Below are 17,063 nucleotides of genomic sequence, written 5' to 3' on the forward strand. Positions count from 1 at the left end.
CCGTCGCCAGTACCGTTGACGGGTGATCCGATCCATCAGCCGCGCTCAGCTCATCGTCGACGTCGTCGTCGCGAGCGTGCTGCTGCTGCTCGTGATCTGGAGTGCCACGATTCAGTCGCCCATCGCCGGACCCGTCGTGGTGCTGCTGTTGTGCGGTGCCCTCGCCGTGCGTCGGCTCAGTCCGGCGCTCGCGCTGATCGGAGCCTGGGCCGGCGCCCTGCTGCAGATCGCGGTGCTCGTGGCCGTCACCCCTGCGGATGCCGCTGTGCTCGGCGTCGCCTACGCGTCGGCGTCGTACGGCACGCGGACGATTCGGCTCATCGGGCTCGCATCCTCGATCACCGGTGGTGCGATCGCGGCGGTCTACCTGACGTTGTCATCGCGGGACGACTACATCAACCCGGTCGGGTCGCCGACGCACACCGTCGTCACGCTCATCGCTCTCGGCATCGGCATGATCACCCTGTTCGTGTTGAGCTGGACGCTCGGCCTGCTGGCCCGCACCGTGCGCCAGTCGCGTGAGGCGAAGGTGCAGGCGGCCGTCGCCGCTCAGCGCGCCGCGTACGAATCGGCGATCGAGCAGGAGCGCACTCGCATCGCCAGGGACATGCACGACGTCGTCGCGCACTCGTTGGCCGTGGTGATCGCCCAGGCGGACGGTGCGCGATATGCGGGTGCGACCAGTCCCGAGGTGCAGTCGGATGCCCTGGGCACGATCTCCGCGACGGCGCGGTCGGCGCTCACCGAGGTGCGGCTGCTGCTCACCCAATTGCGCAGGGAGGTGCCGGACGGGCCGCAGCCATCGCTCGACGACCTGCCTGCGCTCATCGCCGGCATGCGGGGAGCGGGGCTGAGGATCGCAGAGACCACGAGCGGCACACCCGTTCCGCTGCTGCAGGGCACTGGGCTGGCCGCGTATCGCATCCTGCAGGAGGCTCTGACGAACGCATTGCGGCACGGCGATCCGGCGAGATCGGTGACCGTCGAGCTGCTCTGGGAGCCGGAGGCGCTGCATCTCCGGGTGCGCAATGCGGTGGTGGCCGTCGCGCCCGGTACCGAGCCCGCCGACGCCGTGAGGTCCGCCGGGCACGGACTACCCGGCATGCGGGAGCGAGCGGCACTGGCGGGCGGCACCCTGACGGCGGGTCCCGCGGCCGATACGGCCGGGGCATATGAAGTGTTCGCGGTGCTTCCGACGACGGTCGCACCGCGGGAGGAGGCGGGACAGTGACCGATCGCATCCATACCGGCGCTGACCGGATCAGGGTGGCGCTCGTGGACGACCAGGCGTTGTTCCGAGCCGGCGTTCGCATGCTCATCCAGTCGCAGGCCGACCTCGAGTTCGCGGGAGAGGCGGCCAACGGGCGGGAGGCTGTCGAGCTCGCCACGCGAGAGCGGCCCGACGTCATCCTGATGGATGTTCGCATGCCCGAGCTCGACGGCGTCGCCGCAACCGCGCAGATCGTCGCGCGCAACACGGGTGCGACGCCCCGCGTGCTCGTGCTCACGACGTTCGACGTCGACGAGAGTGCGGCGAGGGCCATCCAGGCCGGTGCCAGCGGTTTCGTGCTGAAGGATGCCGACCCCGAGTTCCTGCTCGCGGCCATCCGCACCGTTCACGCGGGCAACGCCGTGATCGCCGCGTCCGCGACGCGCAGGCTGCTCGAGCAGTTCACGGCGCGCCAGGAGAAACGGGCCCCCGCCGAGCTGCAGACGCTCACCGTCAGGGAGCGGCAGATCTTCGACCTTGCGGCGCGGGCACTCAGCAACGGTGAGATCGCCGAGCGCGAGTATCTCTCCGAGGCGACGGTGAAGACGCACATCTCGCGCGTACTGACCAAGCTCGGGCTGCGCGATCGCGTGCAGTTGGTCGCGTACGCCTACGAGAACGGCCTGATGGACTGACCGGATCATCCTGAGGTCGCATCGGAATGGCCCGCTCGGCCGACGAGGACGACCTGGCGCCATCCGTAGCGTCGAAGGCATGCAGATCACTCGTTCGGACCTCGGCCTGGCCGCGCGCGTAGCAGGCCTCACGAAGACGTACGGCACCGGAAGCAGCGCCGTGACGGCACTCGACGACGTCTCCGTCGGCATCCGCCGTGGGGAGTTCATCGCTGTGATCGGGGCCAGCGGCTCCGGCAAGTCGACGCTGATGCACATCATGGCCGGACTCGACGTGCCGACGAGCGGCCGTGCCTGGCTGGGCGACCGGGAACTGACCGCGCTCGGCGACCGCGAGCTCACGCGGGTGCGCCGCCGGTCTGCGGGCTTCGTCTTCCAATCGTTCAACCTCGTGCCCGTGCTCGATGTGCGGTCGAACATCCTGCTGCCGTTCGAGCTCGACGGACGGCAGCCGACCGCAGAGGAGCTCGGCTGGATCGATCACCTCATCGGCACGCTCGGCCTCTCCGCACGCACGGCGCACCGCCCGTACGAGCTCTCAGGCGGCCAGCAGCAGCGCGTCGCCATCGCCAGGGCCCTCGCCACCCGGCCGGAGGTGATCTTCGCGGACGAGCCGACCGGCAACCTCGATTCGCGCACCGGGCGCGAGGTTCTCGCGCTGCTGGCCGAGGCATCCACCGCGTACGGGCAGAGCGTCGCGATGGTGTCCCACGACCCGCTCGCCTCCAGCCACGCCGACCGCATCATCATGCTCGCCGACGGTCGCATCGTGCACGATGGACCACGGATGGCCGCCGCCGACGTGGCGGAGCTCATGCTCTCCGCTGAGGCTGTGCGATGACGCCCGCAACGGGTCGCAGCCGAGGCCTGCGCACCGGGAAGGGGCTCCGCGACAACGTGGCGACGCTGCTGGTCTCCGGAGTCAGCGCATTGTTCGGTGCGGCGCTCATCGAGGCGACCGCGCTGATCACCGGCGCGATCGCCGTTTCCGCCGAAGCGTCATCGCCGACGGTCGCGATCGGCCTGGGCACCGTGTCCGCCGTCTTCCTGCTGCTGGCCGTGTACGTCGCCGCCGTGGTCACCTCCAACACGTTCGCCACCATCGTGGCCGGCCGGCGTCGATCGATCGCACTCCTGCGCGTGCTCGGCGCCGAGTCCTCTGGGGTGCGTCGCGCACTCGCCGCTGAGGGCCTCGTCGTCGGAACGGTCGGTGCAGCAACAGGACTCGTGGTCGGCGTGCTCGCGGCATGGCTGATCGTCTCGATCGGGATGGCGCAGGGCTGGCTGCCGACGACCGGCTACGACCTGCTCACGCCAGCACTGATCGCACCGTTCCTGATCGTCGCGCTGACGACCTGGCTCGCCGCCTGGATCGGATGCCGCAGCGTCACCGCCGTCTCCCCGCTGGAAGCGACGGCGGCAGCAGCCGACCCGACGCACGTCGCGAGGCGCCCGAGGGCGCGCACAGCGGTCGCCATCGTGCTGATCGTGCTCGGCGTCGCGCTCATGGGACTGGGGCTCATTGCCGGAATGATCAGTCCCGCGGCGCTCCTCATCTCGTTCGTCGGCGGGGTGCTGTCGTTCTCCGCCGTCATCGCTGCCGCGGGGCGGATCATGCCGCGCGTCCTGCGGCTGGTGGGCCGCTGGTTCGGCTCGACACCGGCCGCCCGCATCGCGACGGCTAACGCGGCACGCTACCCGGAACGCAGCACTCGAGCGACCATGGCGCTCGTGATCGGCGTCACGCTCGTGACCACATTCGGCGTCGCGCTCACCACGTACAGCCAAGCGATCACGCATCAGGTCGACATGACGGCGACGGAGCGGCGGGAGATGACCGGAACGATCTCGCTCACGATCGGCATCTTCTCCGTGCTGGTCGGATTCTCCGCCTTGATCGCGGCCGTCGGGCTCGTGAACACGCTCACCGTCGGCATGCTGCAGCGCATCAGGGAGCTCGGCCTGCTGCGCGCGCTCGGGTTCAGCAAGGGACAGCTGCGCACCATGATCCTGGTGGAGGGAGCGCAGCTGACGGTCGGCGCCGTGGTGTTCGGACTGGTGCTCGGCACGTTCTACGGATGGGTAGCCGCGCAGTCGCTGATGGGCAGCCTCGTGCGCGGAGTGCTCGCTCCATCGGTGCCGTGGACGATCGTGGCCGTCGTGATCGGCGGTGGCATCCTGCTCACCGCAGTGTGCAGCATCCTGGCGTCACGCCGAGCCGGCGCCGTGTCCCCGGTCGCGGCGCTGGCCGTCGAGTAGCCCGCCCAGCGCGCTGTAGGTGGTCGGGCATCCGTAGGCTGGAGGGATGCCGCGCATGCCCGACCTGCCCGTGAACCACTACCGAGGACGAGACGGCGCCTCCCTCGTCTATCGCGACCTCGGCGACGGTCGCCCGGTCGTGCTGATCCACGGGTTCTTCTCCACGGCGTACGTCAATTGGATCCGCTACGGGCACGCGAAGCTGCTCGCCGATTCCGGCTTCCGGGTGATCATGCCCGACCTGCGGGCGCACGGCGGCAGCGACAAGACTCACGACCCCCAGCACTATCCGCGCGATGTGCTTGCCGACGACGCCTTCGGTCTGATCGAACAGCTGGGCCTCACCGACTACGACCTGGGCGGCTACTCGCTCGGCGCACGAACGACGGTGCGGATGCTCGTGCGCGGCGCCCAGCCCGGTCGCGCTGTTGTCGCGGGCATGGGTCTCGGTGGCATCACCGAGGTGGAGAAGCGCAACGAGTTCTTCGCGCGCGTCTTCGACGGCCTGGGAACGCACCAGCGCGGCAGCGAGGAATGGCGCTCGGAGGCCTTCATGCACACGACGGGAGGCGACCCCGTGCCGCTGCGCCTCGTACTGGAGACCTCGGTGGGAGCCACCGTCGACGAGCTCGCCGGCATCACCACGCCGACCCTGGTCGTCATGGGTGACGACGACCGCGGGCACGGGTCCGGCGCCGAACTCGCCGACGCGATGCCGCTGGCGAAGTTCGTCGAGGTCCCGGGCAACCACATGAGCGCGGTCACCGACCCGGCACTCGGCATCGCGATGCGGGACTTCCTCGTGCGCTGACGTGCGCAACCCCGCGCTAGAGGCGATTGAGGGTTGGACGAGGGAGCTTGCTCGCTTGGCCAGCCCGATTGAGCCTTTGAGCGGCAACGCCGCGATAGAGTGCAACTAGGCGCGATTGGTCGGATGTTTCCCGTCGATCGGCCGACCATCATCACCCCGTTCTCCACCGAAAGCAGGCAGCCGTGCGCATTGCGAACCTCTCCGGCCGACTCGTTCTCCTCTCCGGCGACCGCGCTTTGGACGTCGAGCAGGCCAGCGACGGCCGCTTCTCGTCCGATCCGCAGTCGGTCTACGAGCGCTGGAGCGAGTTCGCGCAGTGGGCGGCCACTCAGGATGCCGCGAACGGCGCGCAGTACGAGACGCACGACCTCGGACCTGCAGTTCCGCGGCCGCCGCAGGTGTTCGCGATCGGGCTGAACTACGCGAGCCATGCGGGGGAGTCGGGGCTGAACATCCCCGAGAACCCGATGGTCTTCACCAAGTTCGTCTCCAGCTTCACCGGCGCCGACGTGGAGGTCGAGCTCACGGGCGACACCGTCGACTGGGAGGTCGAGCTCGTCGCAGTGATCGGCGAGGGCGGGCGCGGCATCACTGAGCAGGACGCCTGGGATCACGTCGCAGGCCTTACCATCGGTCAGGACATCAGCGACCGGACGGTGCAGTTCTGGGGCGAGCCGGCGCAGTTCTCGATCGGCAAGTCGCTGAAGGGATTCGCCCCGATCGGACCGGCCGTCGTCACCTTGGACGAGCTGGCGACGATCGCTGACCGGTCCGACCTTTCGATCGGGTGCACGCTCACCCGCGCCGACGGCAGCACGGAGGTGCTGCAGAACGGTCGCACGCGGGACATGATTTTCTCCGTGCCGTCGCTCATCTCCCGGCTCTCCGCGCTCGTCGAGCTCCTGCCGGGCGACGTGATCTTCACCGGGACCCCGGAAGGCGTCGGCCTCGGCCGCACTCCGCGGGTGTACCTGGAGCCGGGGCAGAGCGTGACGAGCGAGATCGAGGGCCTGGGGAGCATCCGCCAGCGCTTCGTAGCGCCGAGCGCAGAGCGGGGCTGACGCCCGTCCGGATGAGGTGGGTGGCGGGATGCCCCGGCGACGGGTGTACCCTGAACTCGTGCGCTTCGGCATGCTCCTTCTTAGCTGCCGCGACGAGGCCTAGTCTCTCGGCCTCCCTCGTCGCGGAGTTCGTCGTCGGCTGAACAACTTTCGCGAGAACGAGAAGAAGAGAAGACCATGCAGAACACCCAGCAGCCGTCTGCAATGCCGATCCACAAATATCGGCCCTTTCACGAGCAGATCCGCGTCGACCTTCCCGACCGCACCTGGCCGGATGCCCGCATCACCAAGGCACCGCGGTGGTGCGCCGTCGACCTGCGCGACGGCAACCAGGCACTGATCGACCCGATGAGCCCCGAACGCAAGCGGATCATGTTCGACCTTCTGGTGCGCATGGGCTACAAGGAGATCGAGGTCGGGTTCCCGAGCGCGAGCCAGACGGACTTCGACTTCGTGCGCAGCCTCATCGAGACCGGCGCGATTCCCGACGATGTGACCATCCAGGTGCTGACGCAGGCGCGCGACCATCTGATCGAGCGCACCTACGAGGCCATCCGCGGCGCCAAGCAGGCCATCGTGCACCTCTACAACTCCACGAGCGTTCTGCAACGAGCCGTCGTGTTCCGCACCGATCAGCGCGGCATCATCGACATCGCGCTGCGCGGCGCCCGCAAGTGCAAGGAGCTCGAGTCCACCGTTCCCGGCACGACGATCTACTACGAATACTCGCCGGAGAGCTACACCGGCACGGAGCTCGAGTTCGCCGCCGGCATCTGCAACCAGGTGCTGGAGGTCTTCGAGCCCACTCCCGAGCGCAACGTGATCATCAACCTGCCTGCGACGGTGGAGATGGCGACACCGAACGTGTACGCGGACTCGATCGAGTGGATGTCGCGGCACCTGAACCACCGCGAGAACGTCATCCTTTCGCTGCATCCGCACAACGACCGCGGCACGGCGATCGCTGCCGCGGAGCTCGGCTACCTGGCGGGCGCCGACCGCATCGAGGGATGCCTGTTCGGCAACGGCGAGCGCACCGGCAACGTCGACATCGTGGCGCTGGGCGTCAACCTGTTCACCCAGGGAATCGACCCGCAGATCGACTTCAGCGACATCGATGGCATCAAGCACACGGTCGAGTACTGCAACCAGCTGCCGGTGAACGAGCGGCATCCCTGGGTGGGCGACCTGGTTTTCACCGCGTTCAGCGGTTCGCACCAGGACGCCATCAAGAAGGGGTTCGAGGCCATGGCCTCGAACGCCGACGAGCAGGGAGTGGAGGTCGACGACCTCGTGTGGGCGGTGCCCTATCTGCCGGTCGACCCCAAGGATCTGGGTCGCAGCTACGAGGCGGTCATCCGCGTCAACTCGCAGTCCGGCAAGGGCGGTGTCGCGTACCTGTTGAAGAACGATCACGCGCTCGACCTACCGCGCAAGCTGCAGATCGAGTTCTCCGGAGTGGTGCAGGCGAAGACGGATGCCGAGGGCGGCGAGGTCACGAGCGATCAGCTCTGGAGCATCTTCAGCGACGAGTACCTGCCGAGCGCCGAGGAGACGGCGAAGTGGGGCCGCTTCGAGGTGCAGTCCACCGCGACGACGAAGGACGAGTCGGGCACGCTCTCACTCCGCGTGAAGCTGCGCGACGGGCACGACGTCGAGTGGACCGAGGCGAGCGGCAACGGCCCGATCGACGCGTTCCTCGCGCTGCTCGCCGCGCGAGGCATCCAGGTGTCGCTCTACGACTACGTCGAGCACACCATGTCGGAGGGCGGTGACGCCCAGGCCGCCTCGTACGTCGAGTTGCAGGTGGGCGAGCGACGGCTGTGGGGTGTGGGCATCGACTCCGACACCGTCTCGGCGTCGCTGAAGGCCATCGTGTCGGCCGTCAACCGTGCGGTCCGCGTCGGCGATGGTGTGACCGAGCGTCAGCTGGCTTCCGCCTGATCCCGGCGCCTCCCACTGAGGTGATCGTCTCTCCTCTTCCCGGCGCGGCTGCGCCCGACAGCGGCGCGCCCGCCGGGTGGCACGGCGCGCGTTCCCTTGCGAGCGAACCGGATGCGTCGTTCGTCGTTCCCGAGCCGCTCAGAAGGCGGCTCGGGAACGGCATCGAGGCGGTCGTGTGGGTCAACGAGGTCGGCGGCGTCACAGTGCGCGGCCGGCTCGGCGACGACCGCGTGTTCGCGAAGTGGGCGCCCCGGGACAGCGAACTCGACCTTGCCGCGGAAGCGGTGCGGCTGGGATGGGCGAGCGGATTCGTGTGCGCCCCGGCCGTGCTCGACTACTCCTCGGACGACGACGGCGAGGTGCTCGTCACGCGTGCGCTGCCCGGCACGAACGCGGTGACCAAACACTGGCGCGCCGAGCCCGAGACGACCGTTCGCGCGCTCGGGGAAGGGTTGCGCCGCCTGCACGATGCGTTGCCCGTGGCCGGATGCCCGTTCGACTGGTCGGTCGCCGAGCGGATCGAGCGCAGCCGGGCGCAGGGCATACCGGAGCATGTAGCGGCGCTCGATCGGCTGGGCGAAGCGCCCGCCGTCGACGCTCTCGTGGTCTGCCACGGCGATGCGTGCGCTCCCAATACCCTCCTGGATGACGAGGGCGTCGTCGTCGGGTATGTGGATCTGGGCCGGATGGGCGTCGCAGACCGCTGGGCCGACATCGCGATCGGCGCGTGGAGCACGGAGTGGAACTACGGCCCTGGCTACGACGCCCTCTACTACGAGGCGTACGGAGTCGAGCCGGACCAGGAGCGCATCGCGTACTATCGCGCGCTGTGGGACGCGACCTGAGCTATTCCGCTGAGCCGCCTCCGTCCCGTTTCACGATGGGGATCGCGGAGGTCTCGGCCGCCACCTTGCGGCGGTACAGCATCCGTTGCTCCGGCAGCGACAGGTCGAAGACGACGGCGAGGATGCGGATCACCGCGGTGAGCGCGAACCCCGCGGTGCCCGAGACGAACAGGTCGAGTCCGAAACCGTGCAGAACGACGAGGAGCACGCATCCTGCCGCCGCGGCGACCGCGTACAACGACCCGACGTGCATGATGGCCACCGGCAGTCCCATGATCACGTCGCGCAGCACGCTGCCGCCGACCGCGGCGAAGACCCCGACGAACACGGCGGGCACGACGGGTACCCCGAGACCGAGCGCCTTCGCCGTTCCGAACGCGCCGAACATGCCGATCACCAGGGCATCCAGCACGACGATGAGGAAGTTCAGCCGGCGCAACGGCCCCGCAAGCAGCATGCCGAGCAGGGATGCCGCGATCACGGTGATCAGGTACCAGTTGTTGGAGAGCATGGCAGGACGCACGACCAGCAGCAGGTCTCTGATCAGCCCACCGCCGAGTCCGACAACGGTTCCGATGATCGCGACGCCGAGCAGGTCGAGCCGTCGCTGGCCGCGGAACCCCGAGGCGAAAAGGGCTCCCTGGATGCCGCCGAGGGCGACGGCGGTCAGATCCGCCCAGAGCGGGATGATGAAGGCAGGCTCGGTCACTGCTCCATTGTGAAGGGGGCCGCGGCGATAATGGACCGGTGCCCACCTACCGTGATGAAGCCGTCGTGCTGCGCACCCACAAGCTGGGTGAGGCCGACCGCATCGTCACGATGCTGACCAGGGGGCACGGCAAGGTGCGCGCGGTGGCCAAGGGCGTTCGCCGGACGGCCTCGAAGTTCGGTGCCCGGCTCGAACCGTTCATGGTCGCCGACGTGCAGCTCTACGAGGGACGCAGCCTCGATATCGTCAATCAGGCCGAGTCGCTCGGCGCGTACGGCGCGGAGATCGCCGGAGACTACTCGAGCTTCACCGCGGCCAACGCCATGGTCGAGACGGCCGACCGGCTCACCGAGTCGGAGGGCTCGCCGCAGCAGTACCTGCTGCTCGTCGGTGCGCTGCGATCGTTGTCGCGGCACGAGCACGACGCGTCGCTCACGCTCGACTCCTACCTGCTGCGCGCACTGTCGCTGGCCGGCTGGGCGCCCAGCTTCGATGCCTGCGCACGCTGTGGCCGGCCGGGGGAGCACACGAGCGTCGTCGTGCAGCTGGGCGGCGTGGTGTGCGACGACTGCGCGCCGCCTGGGGCACCGCGGGTAGGACGCGTCGTCATCGACCTGCTGGCGGCACTCATGAAGGGCGACTGGCCAGCGGCCGAGGCGACGGATGCCGGCACTCGCGCGAAGGCGAGCGGCATCGTCTCCGCCTACACCCAATGGCATCTCGAGCGGGCATTGCGGTCTCTTCCGCACGTCTCACGGGCAGCGACGGGAGAGATTGCGTGACCCCGAAGCCGTATACGCACAAGGACGCCGTCGCCTACCGGCCGGTGGACTGGACGGGTGTGTATCCGCCGCAGGTGCCGGCATCCGCGGTGCCCGGTCACATCGCCCTGGTGATGGACGGCAACGGGCGCTGGGCGAACCGCCGCGGCCTCACGCGCATCGAGGGTCACAAGGCGGGCGAGGCCGCCCTGCTCGACGTGGTCGCCGGCGCCATCCAGATCGGCGTGAAGCAGCTGAGCGTGTACGCGTTCTCGACCGAGAACTGGCGGCGCTCGCCCGACGAGGTGCGATTCCTGATGGGGTTCAACCGCGACGTTCTGCATCGTCGACGCGACCAGCTGAACGAGTGGGGCGTGCGCGTGCGGTGGGCAGGCAGGAAGCCGCGACTGTGGGCATCAGTCATCAAGGAGCTGCAGTTCGCGGAGCGCCTCACGGCCGGCAACGACGTGCTCACGCTGACCATGTGCGTCAACTACGGCGGCCGTACCGAGATCGCGGATGCCGTGCGCGGCATCGCCGACGAGGTCGCGGCGGGCAGGATGCGTCCTTCGGCGATCACCGAGAAGACGATCCAGCGCCACCTGTACGCACCGGAACTCCCGGACGTGGACCTGTTCGTTCGTAGCTCGGGCGAGCAGCGCACGAGCAACTTCATGCTCTGGCAGAGCGCATATGCCGAGATGGTCTTCCTCGACACGCTGTGGCCGGACTTCACCCGCAAGGACCTGTGGCGCGCCATCGAGCTCTACGCCGCGCGCAACCGCCGCTTTGGCGGCGCGGTCGACGCTCCCACCGACGCGGAATAGCCGCCGGGGACCCGTAGTTGCACCCCACGTGAAAGATCCCATCAAGGTTGACATCTGGTCCGACGTGGCGTGCCCGTGGTGCTACATCGGCAAGCGCAAGTTCGAGGCAGGATCCGGCCTGTTCACCGGGGCTGGCGACGGCCGTGGTGTAGAGGTGGAGTACCACTCGTTCGAGCTCTCGCCGGACACGCCGGTCGACTTTCAGGGCAATGAGGCCGATTACCTCGCCCAGCACAAGGGGATCAGTCCCGAGCAGGCGGCGCAGATGCTGGAGCGTGTCGGCGGAATCGCGGGCCAGGTCGGGCTCGACTACGACTTCGCCGCGATGCAGCACACGAACACGGTGAAGGCGCACGAGCTCATCCACTATGCGAAGGCACACGGCAAGCAGGCCGAGATGAAGGAGCGCCTGCTGAAGGCTTACTTCGTCGAGGGCGGCCACGTCGGTCGCCTCGGCGACCTCGCACGCTACGCGTCCGAGATCGGGCTCGACGGTGAGGATGCTCGCGGCGCACTCGAGCGCGGCGACTACCTCTCGGCGGTGCGCGAGGACCAGGCGACGGCGCAGGAGTACGGCATCTCAGGCGTGCCGTTCTTCGTCATCGAAGGCAAGTACGGTGTCTCCGGCGCACAGGAGGCGGCAACCTTCGCGCAGGTGCTCGAGCAGGTGTGGAGCGAGCGCGACCAGGCGGACGAGTCCGAGGAAGTGCCGGCATGAGCCTTCTGAAGCCGCTCGGCGACCCGAACGCGATCGTCTGCGACGGGGACGTCTGTGCGATTCCCGCGCCCGCGGATGACGAGTCGCCCGTGCCCGCGCAGCGAGACTAGCTGTACAGACCGGCACTAGGCGCCGTGCGGCTGGTCTCAGCGCATACACCCAGTCTCACAACGGCCGCGTGACTCTGGGCCGGAGCTGCCGGCGCGCTACTCGGGGTCGGTGATGTCGGCCACGGTGGCGTCGAACGCACGGATGAGCGCGTCGCCGTCGACGAACGCGCTGTAGCCGTGCTCGCCGGCGCCCATCGCGACGGTACGGCCGACGACTGCGGCGTCGGCGACCACCGGCCACGCGGTCGTCGATCCGAACGGCGTGATGGTCCCGCGCTCGTAACCAGTGGCAGCGAGGGCGAGCGAGGCATCCGGGAGCGACAGCTTGTTCACGCCTACCAGCGCGCGCAGCTTCGCCCACGAGATCTTGCGACCACCGGGAACGAGCGCGAACAGATAGTCGCCGTCGTGCCGCTTCACCACAAGCGTCTTGACGATGTCCGACGGCTCGATGCCGAGCAGCGCCGCGGCCTCGTGCAGCGACCGAGCAGCGGGTCGCTCGACGATCCGTACGTCGACACCGCGCGCGGCGGCATCCTCGACAACTCGTTCACGTCCCTGCGGCATTCGCGTCCCGTTTCTGAATCGGCACCTACGCCCTATCTGGTCTTTCAGGCGCTATCTGGGAGAATCGTGAGCGATGTCTCCCTCCGCAACACTAAGCCCCTCGCAGCTGGCCATCGGCCCGCTGCGCCTTGACGCACCCGTCGTGCTCGCGCCGATGGCCGGCATCACCAACACCGCGTTCCGCCGCCTGTGCCGCGAGTTCGGCGCCGGTCTCTACGTCAGCGAGATGATCACATCCCGCGCGCTGGTCGAACGCACGCCGGAGTCGATGCGGCTGATCCGCCACCACGAAAGCGAGACCCCGCGGTCGATCCAGCTGTACGGCGTCGACCCGAAGACCGTGCGGGAGGCGGTGACGATGCTGGTCGCGGAGGATCGCGCCGACCACATCGACCTGAACTTCGGATGCCCCGTCCCCAAGGTCACCCGCAAGGGCGGGGGAGCGGCGCTGCCGTGGAAGCTCGACCTGTTCCGTGACATCGTGACCGCGGCGGTGCAGGCATCCGGCGACCTGCCGCTCACGATCAAGATGCGCAAGGGAATCGACGCCGACCACCTCACGTACCTGGAGGCCGGACGCATCGCCGAAGACGCCGGCGTCTCGTCGATCGCGCTGCACGCGCGCACGGCGTCCGAGTTCTATTCCGGGCACTCCGACTGGTCGGCCATCGCCAGGCTCAAGGAGACCGTGACCAGCGTTCCGGTGCTCGGCAACGGGGACATCTGGACGGGTCAGGATGCCGTCCGAATGGTCGAGCAGACCGGCTGCGACGGCGTCGTCGTCGGTCGTGGCTGCCTCGGGCGTCCCTGGCTGTTCGGCGATCTCGCGGCGGCGTTCATGGCGCGTGCCGGCGAGATCAGCGCCGAGGAGGCGGAGGCCGCGACCGCGCGACCCGGTCTCGGCGAGGTGATGGCCGCGTTCCGGCGGCACACCGAGTTGCTGGTGGAGTTCTTCGAGAGCGAGGAACGTGGATGCCGCGACATCCGTAAGCACGTCGCCTGGTACTTCAAGGGTTACCCGGTGGGTGGCGACCTCCGGGCGCGCCTCGCGACGGTCGAATCGCTGCAGCAGCTGGACGACCTGCTGGGTACGCTCGACCCCACTCAGCCGTACCCCGGTGAGGACGCCGAGGGACCGCGCGGGCGTGCGGGAACCCCGAAGAACCCGGCGCTGCCCGACCGATGGCTGGACTCACGCTCGATCGGGGCCGAAGAGCATGAGCAGCTGGCCGAGGCAGAGGTGAACACGAGTGGTGGCTGAGCCCGGCACCACCACCGATGCCGGCGCCGCCCGGACTGCCGACAGCGGACGAACCGGGGCTGCCGCCGAGCCGACCGGCTACTCAGCCTTCGACCGTGAACGCTGGCTGCCCGAGCAGCACTCGACCCGGCGCAGCGACTTCGCGCGCGACCGCGCCCGGCTGCTGCACTCCAGCGCGCTGCGCAGGCTCGCCGCGAAGACCCAGGTGCTGAGCCCCACGGCCGGGCTCGACTTCGCCCGCAACCGGCTGACGCACTCCCTGGAAGTGGCTCAGGTGGGGCGCGAACTGGCCTCGAGCCTCGGCCTCGACCCGGACGTGGTCGACACCGCGTGCCTCGCGCACGACATCGGGCATCCGCCATTCGGGCACAACGGCGAGCGGGCCTTGGCCGAGTGGGCGAGCGACATCGGTGGGTTCGAGGGCAACGCGCAGACGCTGCGACTTCTCACGCGGCTGGAGCCGAAGGTGTTCGGTGCCGACGGGCATCCGTACGGCCTCAACCTGACGCGTGCGAGCCTCGACGCGAGCTGCAAGTACCCGTGGCCGGCGTCGTCGTCGGTGGCCGACCCCAGCGGACGCGCCAAGTTCGGCTTCTACGCCGACGACGAACCGGCATTCCACTGGCTCCGCGAGGGTGCGCCGGAGCGCGCGAGGTGCATCGAAGCACAGGTGATGGACCTCTCCGACGACATCGCGTACTCGGTTCACGACTTCGAAGACGCGGTGGTCAACGGATACATCGACGTCGCCGCGCTCGGCCGTCGCGTCGACCACGACGCACTCGTGAGCTCCATGTACGAGTGGATCGGCGGAGAGATCGGGCACGGCCAGCTCATTGCCGCTTTCGATCGGCTGGACAGCCTGGATGTCTGGCTCGACGACTGGGACGGCTCGCGTCGCGCCCAGGCGAGGCTCAAGAATCTGACCAGCCAGCTCATCGGCCGGTTCGCCGTCTCCTCAGCCCGGGCCACGCGCGAGGCGTTCCCGCAATCGAGCCTCATTCGCTTCGGGGCGGATGTCGTGGTGCCGCCGGAGATCCAGGCGGAGATCGCCGTTCTGAAGGGAATCGTCGCCACCTTCGTGATGTCCCGCAACACCCGCCAGCCGATCTACGCGAGGCAGCGCACGATGCTCGCCGAGCTGGCCGACGTGCTGCTGGCCACGGGCGAGGCGGACCTCGACCCCGGATTCGCGGAGGACTGGAGGTCCGCGGGCGACGACGCCGCCCGCAAGCGCGTCGTCGTCGATCAGGTCGCCAGCCTCACCGACCAGTCGGCGATCTCCTGGTACGAGCGCCTCGCGCACAAGTAGTCCACAGGCCCGCGCGCGTGGCGTGGGCGCCCTAGAATCAACGCCATGGCGGGCCGCATTCGACAGAGCGATGTCGAAGAGGTCAAGGCCAGAACGAACCTCGCCGACATCGTCGGCGACTACGTCACCCTGAAGTCCGCCGGTGTCGGATCCCTGAAGGGCCTGTGCCCGTTCCACGACGAGCGCAGCCCGAGCTTTCAGGTGCGTCCGCAGGTCGGTCTTTACCACTGCTTCGGCTGCGGTGAGGGCGGCGACGTGTACGAGTTCCTGATGAAGATGGACCACGTCACGTTCGCCGAGGCCGTCGAACGGCTCGCCGCACGCATCGGCTACAGCCTGCACTACGAGGACGGGGGCCCCGCGGCGGCGGAGTCCGGCAACCGTGCGCGACTCATCGCGGCGAATGCGGCCGCCGAGGACTTCTTCCGGGAACGGCTGGGCGCGCCTGATGCTGACGCGGCCCGCCGCTTCCTGGGTGAGCGCGGCTTCGACCCGATCGCCGCGGAACGCTTCGGCGTCGGCTTCGCCCCGAACGCGTGGGATGCGCTCGGGGCCCACCTGCGCGGCCGCGGCTTCACCGCCGACGAGTTGGCGGCATCCGGTCTCGTCTCAACGGGCGAGCGCGGCAGCTCGTACGACAGATTCCGCGGCCGGGTGATCTGGCCGATTCGCGACGTCACAGGCCAGACGGTCGGGTTCGGCGCGCGCAGGCTGCTCGACGACGACAAGGGGCCGAAGTACCTCAACACCCCAGAGACGGCGATCTACCACAAGGCCCAGGTGCTCTACGGGTTGGACCTCGCCAAGCGCGAGATCTCGCGCTCCCACCGGGTCGTCGTCGTCGAGGGCTACACCGACGTGATGGCGTGCCATCTCGCGGGCGTCGATACGGCCGTTGCCACCTGCGGCACGGCCTTCGGGGTCGACCACATCAAGGTGCTGCGCCGGGTGCTCGGCGACGACAGCGGTCTCGGGGAGGTCGTGTTCACGTTCGACCCGGACGAAGCGGGTCAGAAGGCAGCCCTGCGGGCCTTCGGCGAGGAGCAGCGCTTCGCCGCGCAGACCTACGTTGCCGTCGGTCCGGAGGGACTCGACCCGTGCGACCTGCGGCTGAAGCAGGGCGACGCCGCCGTGCGCCGGATGGTGGATGCGAAGCGTCCGATGTTCGAGTTCGTCATCCGGCAGGCGCTCAGCAAGTACGACCTCGAGACCGTCGAGGGCCGCGTCGCGGCGCTGCGCGAGTGCGCGCCGATCGTGGCGGGCATCCGTGATGCCGCTCTGCGGCCCGGCTACACTCGCCAGCTGGCACGGATGCTCGGCACGGAGTTGACCGAGGTGCAGTCCGCCGTGCAGGCGTCGCTGCGGGCGACAGGAGCACAGGCCGGGCGCAGTGCAGGGCGGGGCGATCAGCGCGGGGAACGCGATGCCCGCCGCGACCGCGAACCCTACGACTCGCGCGGCGAGCATGAGCGCGTGCGGCGCGAACCGGAGGTGACGCTTGCGAGCATCGGATCCGACCCGGCCACTCGTCTGGAACGCGAGGCGCTGATGGCCGTGCTGCAGTACCCGCAACACGTGGGCGCACAGCGTGCCGCCGCCGTTGCCCACTCCGGCTTCTCCAACGCGTCGCTCGCCGTGGTGCGCGACGCGATCGCCGCGAACGCCGACGCATACGGCACCGCCGCCTGGGCCGAACGGGTCGCCGGCGACGTGCCGCCGCCCTTCGCCGGCTTGGTGAGGCAGCTCAGCGTCGCGCCGATCCCGGCGCGCGACGAGGCAGGAGCTGCGGCGTTCGCCACGTCGGTGACGGCGTCCCTGCTCGACCGCGACCTGCTTCGACGCAAGGCGGATGCCCTCGGCCGGCTGCAGCGCACCGATCCCGGTGATCGCGAGACGGTGGCGGGCATCCAGCGCGAGCTCGTGCAGATCGACGCGGACCGGGTGCGGCTCCGCGGCGAGTGACGCCCTCGCGG

The 17,063-nt window shown here is 69.1% G+C and carries 16 protein-coding genes; 14 read left to right on the forward strand and 2 right to left on the reverse strand.

The window, feature by feature from the left end; translation table 11 throughout:
* Positions 1–22 precede the first annotated feature (22 nt).
* The 8 genes from ACTHNC_RS11980 to ACTHNC_RS12015 all read left to right on the forward strand — a co-directional run bounded on the left by ACTHNC_RS11980 (position 23) and on the right by ACTHNC_RS12015 (position 8,825).
* Entirely contained in the window at positions 23–1,231 is a 1,209-nt protein-coding gene (locus ACTHNC_RS11980; protein WP_440294831.1) for a sensor histidine kinase, read from the forward strand.
* A complete protein-coding gene (locus ACTHNC_RS11985; protein WP_440294832.1) occupies positions 1,228–1,905 on the forward strand; it encodes a response regulator in 678 nt (225 codons plus the stop codon). The genes ACTHNC_RS11980 and ACTHNC_RS11985 overlap by 4 nt, the downstream gene beginning before the upstream one ends.
* Before the next feature lie 79 nt (positions 1,906–1,984).
* Positions 1,985–2,746: an ABC transporter ATP-binding protein gene (locus ACTHNC_RS11990; protein ID WP_440294833.1), complete on the forward strand. Its 762-nt coding sequence runs from the start codon at positions 1,985–1,987 to the stop codon at positions 2,744–2,746.
* On the forward strand, positions 2,743–4,164 hold the full coding sequence (locus ACTHNC_RS11995) for an FtsX-like permease family protein (RefSeq protein ID WP_440294834.1): 1,422 nt from the start codon (positions 2,743–2,745) through the stop codon (positions 4,162–4,164). The genes ACTHNC_RS11990 and ACTHNC_RS11995 overlap by 4 nt, the downstream gene beginning before the upstream one ends.
* Positions 4,165–4,210: 46 nt before the next feature.
* Positions 4,211–4,975 carry an alpha/beta fold hydrolase gene (locus ACTHNC_RS12000; RefSeq protein ID WP_440294835.1) on the forward strand — a complete coding sequence of 255 codons (765 nt, stop codon included), beginning with the start codon at positions 4,211–4,213 and terminating at the stop codon, positions 4,973–4,975.
* Positions 4,976–5,157: 182 nt separating this feature from the next.
* The gene (locus tag ACTHNC_RS12005) at positions 5,158–6,036 is read left to right on the forward strand and encodes a fumarylacetoacetate hydrolase family protein (RefSeq protein WP_440294836.1); all 879 of its coding nucleotides are present in this window, start codon (positions 5,158–5,160) and stop codon (positions 6,034–6,036) included.
* A 177-nt stretch (positions 6,037–6,213) separates the two neighbouring features.
* Entirely contained in the window at positions 6,214–7,980 is a 1,767-nt protein-coding gene (gene leuA, locus ACTHNC_RS12010; RefSeq protein WP_440294837.1) for a 2-isopropylmalate synthase, read from the forward strand.
* 20 nt (positions 7,981–8,000) lie between these two features.
* The gene (locus ACTHNC_RS12015) at positions 8,001–8,825 is read left to right on the forward strand and encodes a phosphotransferase (RefSeq protein ID WP_440294838.1); all 825 of its coding nucleotides are present in this window, start codon (positions 8,001–8,003) and stop codon (positions 8,823–8,825) included.
* 1 nt (position 8,826) lies between these two features.
* Here the strand turns inward: ACTHNC_RS12015 and ACTHNC_RS12020 are convergent, their stop codons facing one another.
* A complete protein-coding gene (locus ACTHNC_RS12020) occupies positions 8,827–9,534 on the reverse strand; it encodes a trimeric intracellular cation channel family protein (protein ID WP_440294839.1) in 708 nt (235 codons plus the stop codon).
* A gap of 38 nt (positions 9,535–9,572) precedes the next feature.
* Here ACTHNC_RS12020 and recO point away from each other — a divergent pair, with 38 nt between their 5' ends.
* From recO to ACTHNC_RS12035, 3 genes are read left to right on the forward strand one after another with little or no spacing between them, the layout of a single operon-like run.
* Positions 9,573–10,316: a DNA repair protein RecO gene (gene recO / locus ACTHNC_RS12025; protein WP_440294840.1), complete on the forward strand. Its 744-nt coding sequence runs from the start codon at positions 9,573–9,575 to the stop codon at positions 10,314–10,316.
* Entirely contained in the window at positions 10,313–11,122 is an 810-nt protein-coding gene (locus ACTHNC_RS12030) for an isoprenyl transferase (protein WP_440294841.1), read from the forward strand. Before recO ends, ACTHNC_RS12030 begins: the two co-directional genes overlap by 4 nt.
* Positions 11,123–11,150: 28 nt before the next feature.
* Positions 11,151–11,840 carry a DsbA family oxidoreductase gene (locus ACTHNC_RS12035; protein ID WP_440294842.1) on the forward strand — a complete coding sequence of 230 codons (690 nt, stop codon included), beginning with the start codon at positions 11,151–11,153 and terminating at the stop codon, positions 11,838–11,840.
* Positions 11,841–12,046: 206 nt separating this feature from the next.
* On the opposite strand, the gene ACTHNC_RS12040 is transcribed toward ACTHNC_RS12035, so the two are convergent.
* On the reverse strand, positions 12,047–12,517 hold the full coding sequence (locus tag ACTHNC_RS12040) for an aminoacyl-tRNA deacylase (RefSeq protein WP_440294843.1): 471 nt from the start codon (positions 12,515–12,517) through the stop codon (positions 12,047–12,049).
* Positions 12,518–12,590: 73 nt separating this feature from the next.
* Here ACTHNC_RS12040 and dusB point away from each other — a divergent pair, with 73 nt between their 5' ends.
* Genes dusB through dnaG form a run of 3 tightly spaced genes read left to right on the forward strand, consistent with a single transcriptional unit; the run spans position 12,591 to position 17,052 of the window.
* Positions 12,591–13,778 (forward strand): tRNA dihydrouridine synthase DusB, encoded by a 1,188-nt coding sequence (gene dusB / locus ACTHNC_RS12045; protein WP_440294844.1) that lies wholly within the window; start codon positions 12,591–12,593, stop codon positions 13,776–13,778.
* Complete coding sequence (locus tag ACTHNC_RS12050) at positions 13,771–15,090, forward strand: deoxyguanosinetriphosphate triphosphohydrolase (protein WP_440294862.1); 1,320 nt, start codon at positions 13,771–13,773, stop codon at positions 15,088–15,090. Before dusB ends, ACTHNC_RS12050 begins: the two co-directional genes overlap by 8 nt.
* Positions 15,091–15,135: 45 nt before the next feature.
* Complete coding sequence (gene dnaG, locus ACTHNC_RS12055) at positions 15,136–17,052, forward strand: DNA primase (RefSeq protein ID WP_440294845.1); 1,917 nt, start codon at positions 15,136–15,138, stop codon at positions 17,050–17,052.
* Positions 17,053–17,063 lie beyond the last annotated feature (11 nt).

This window comes from Humibacter sp. (assembly GCF_051954055.1).
Classification (GTDB): Bacteria; Actinomycetota; Actinomycetes; order Actinomycetales; family Microbacteriaceae; genus Humibacter.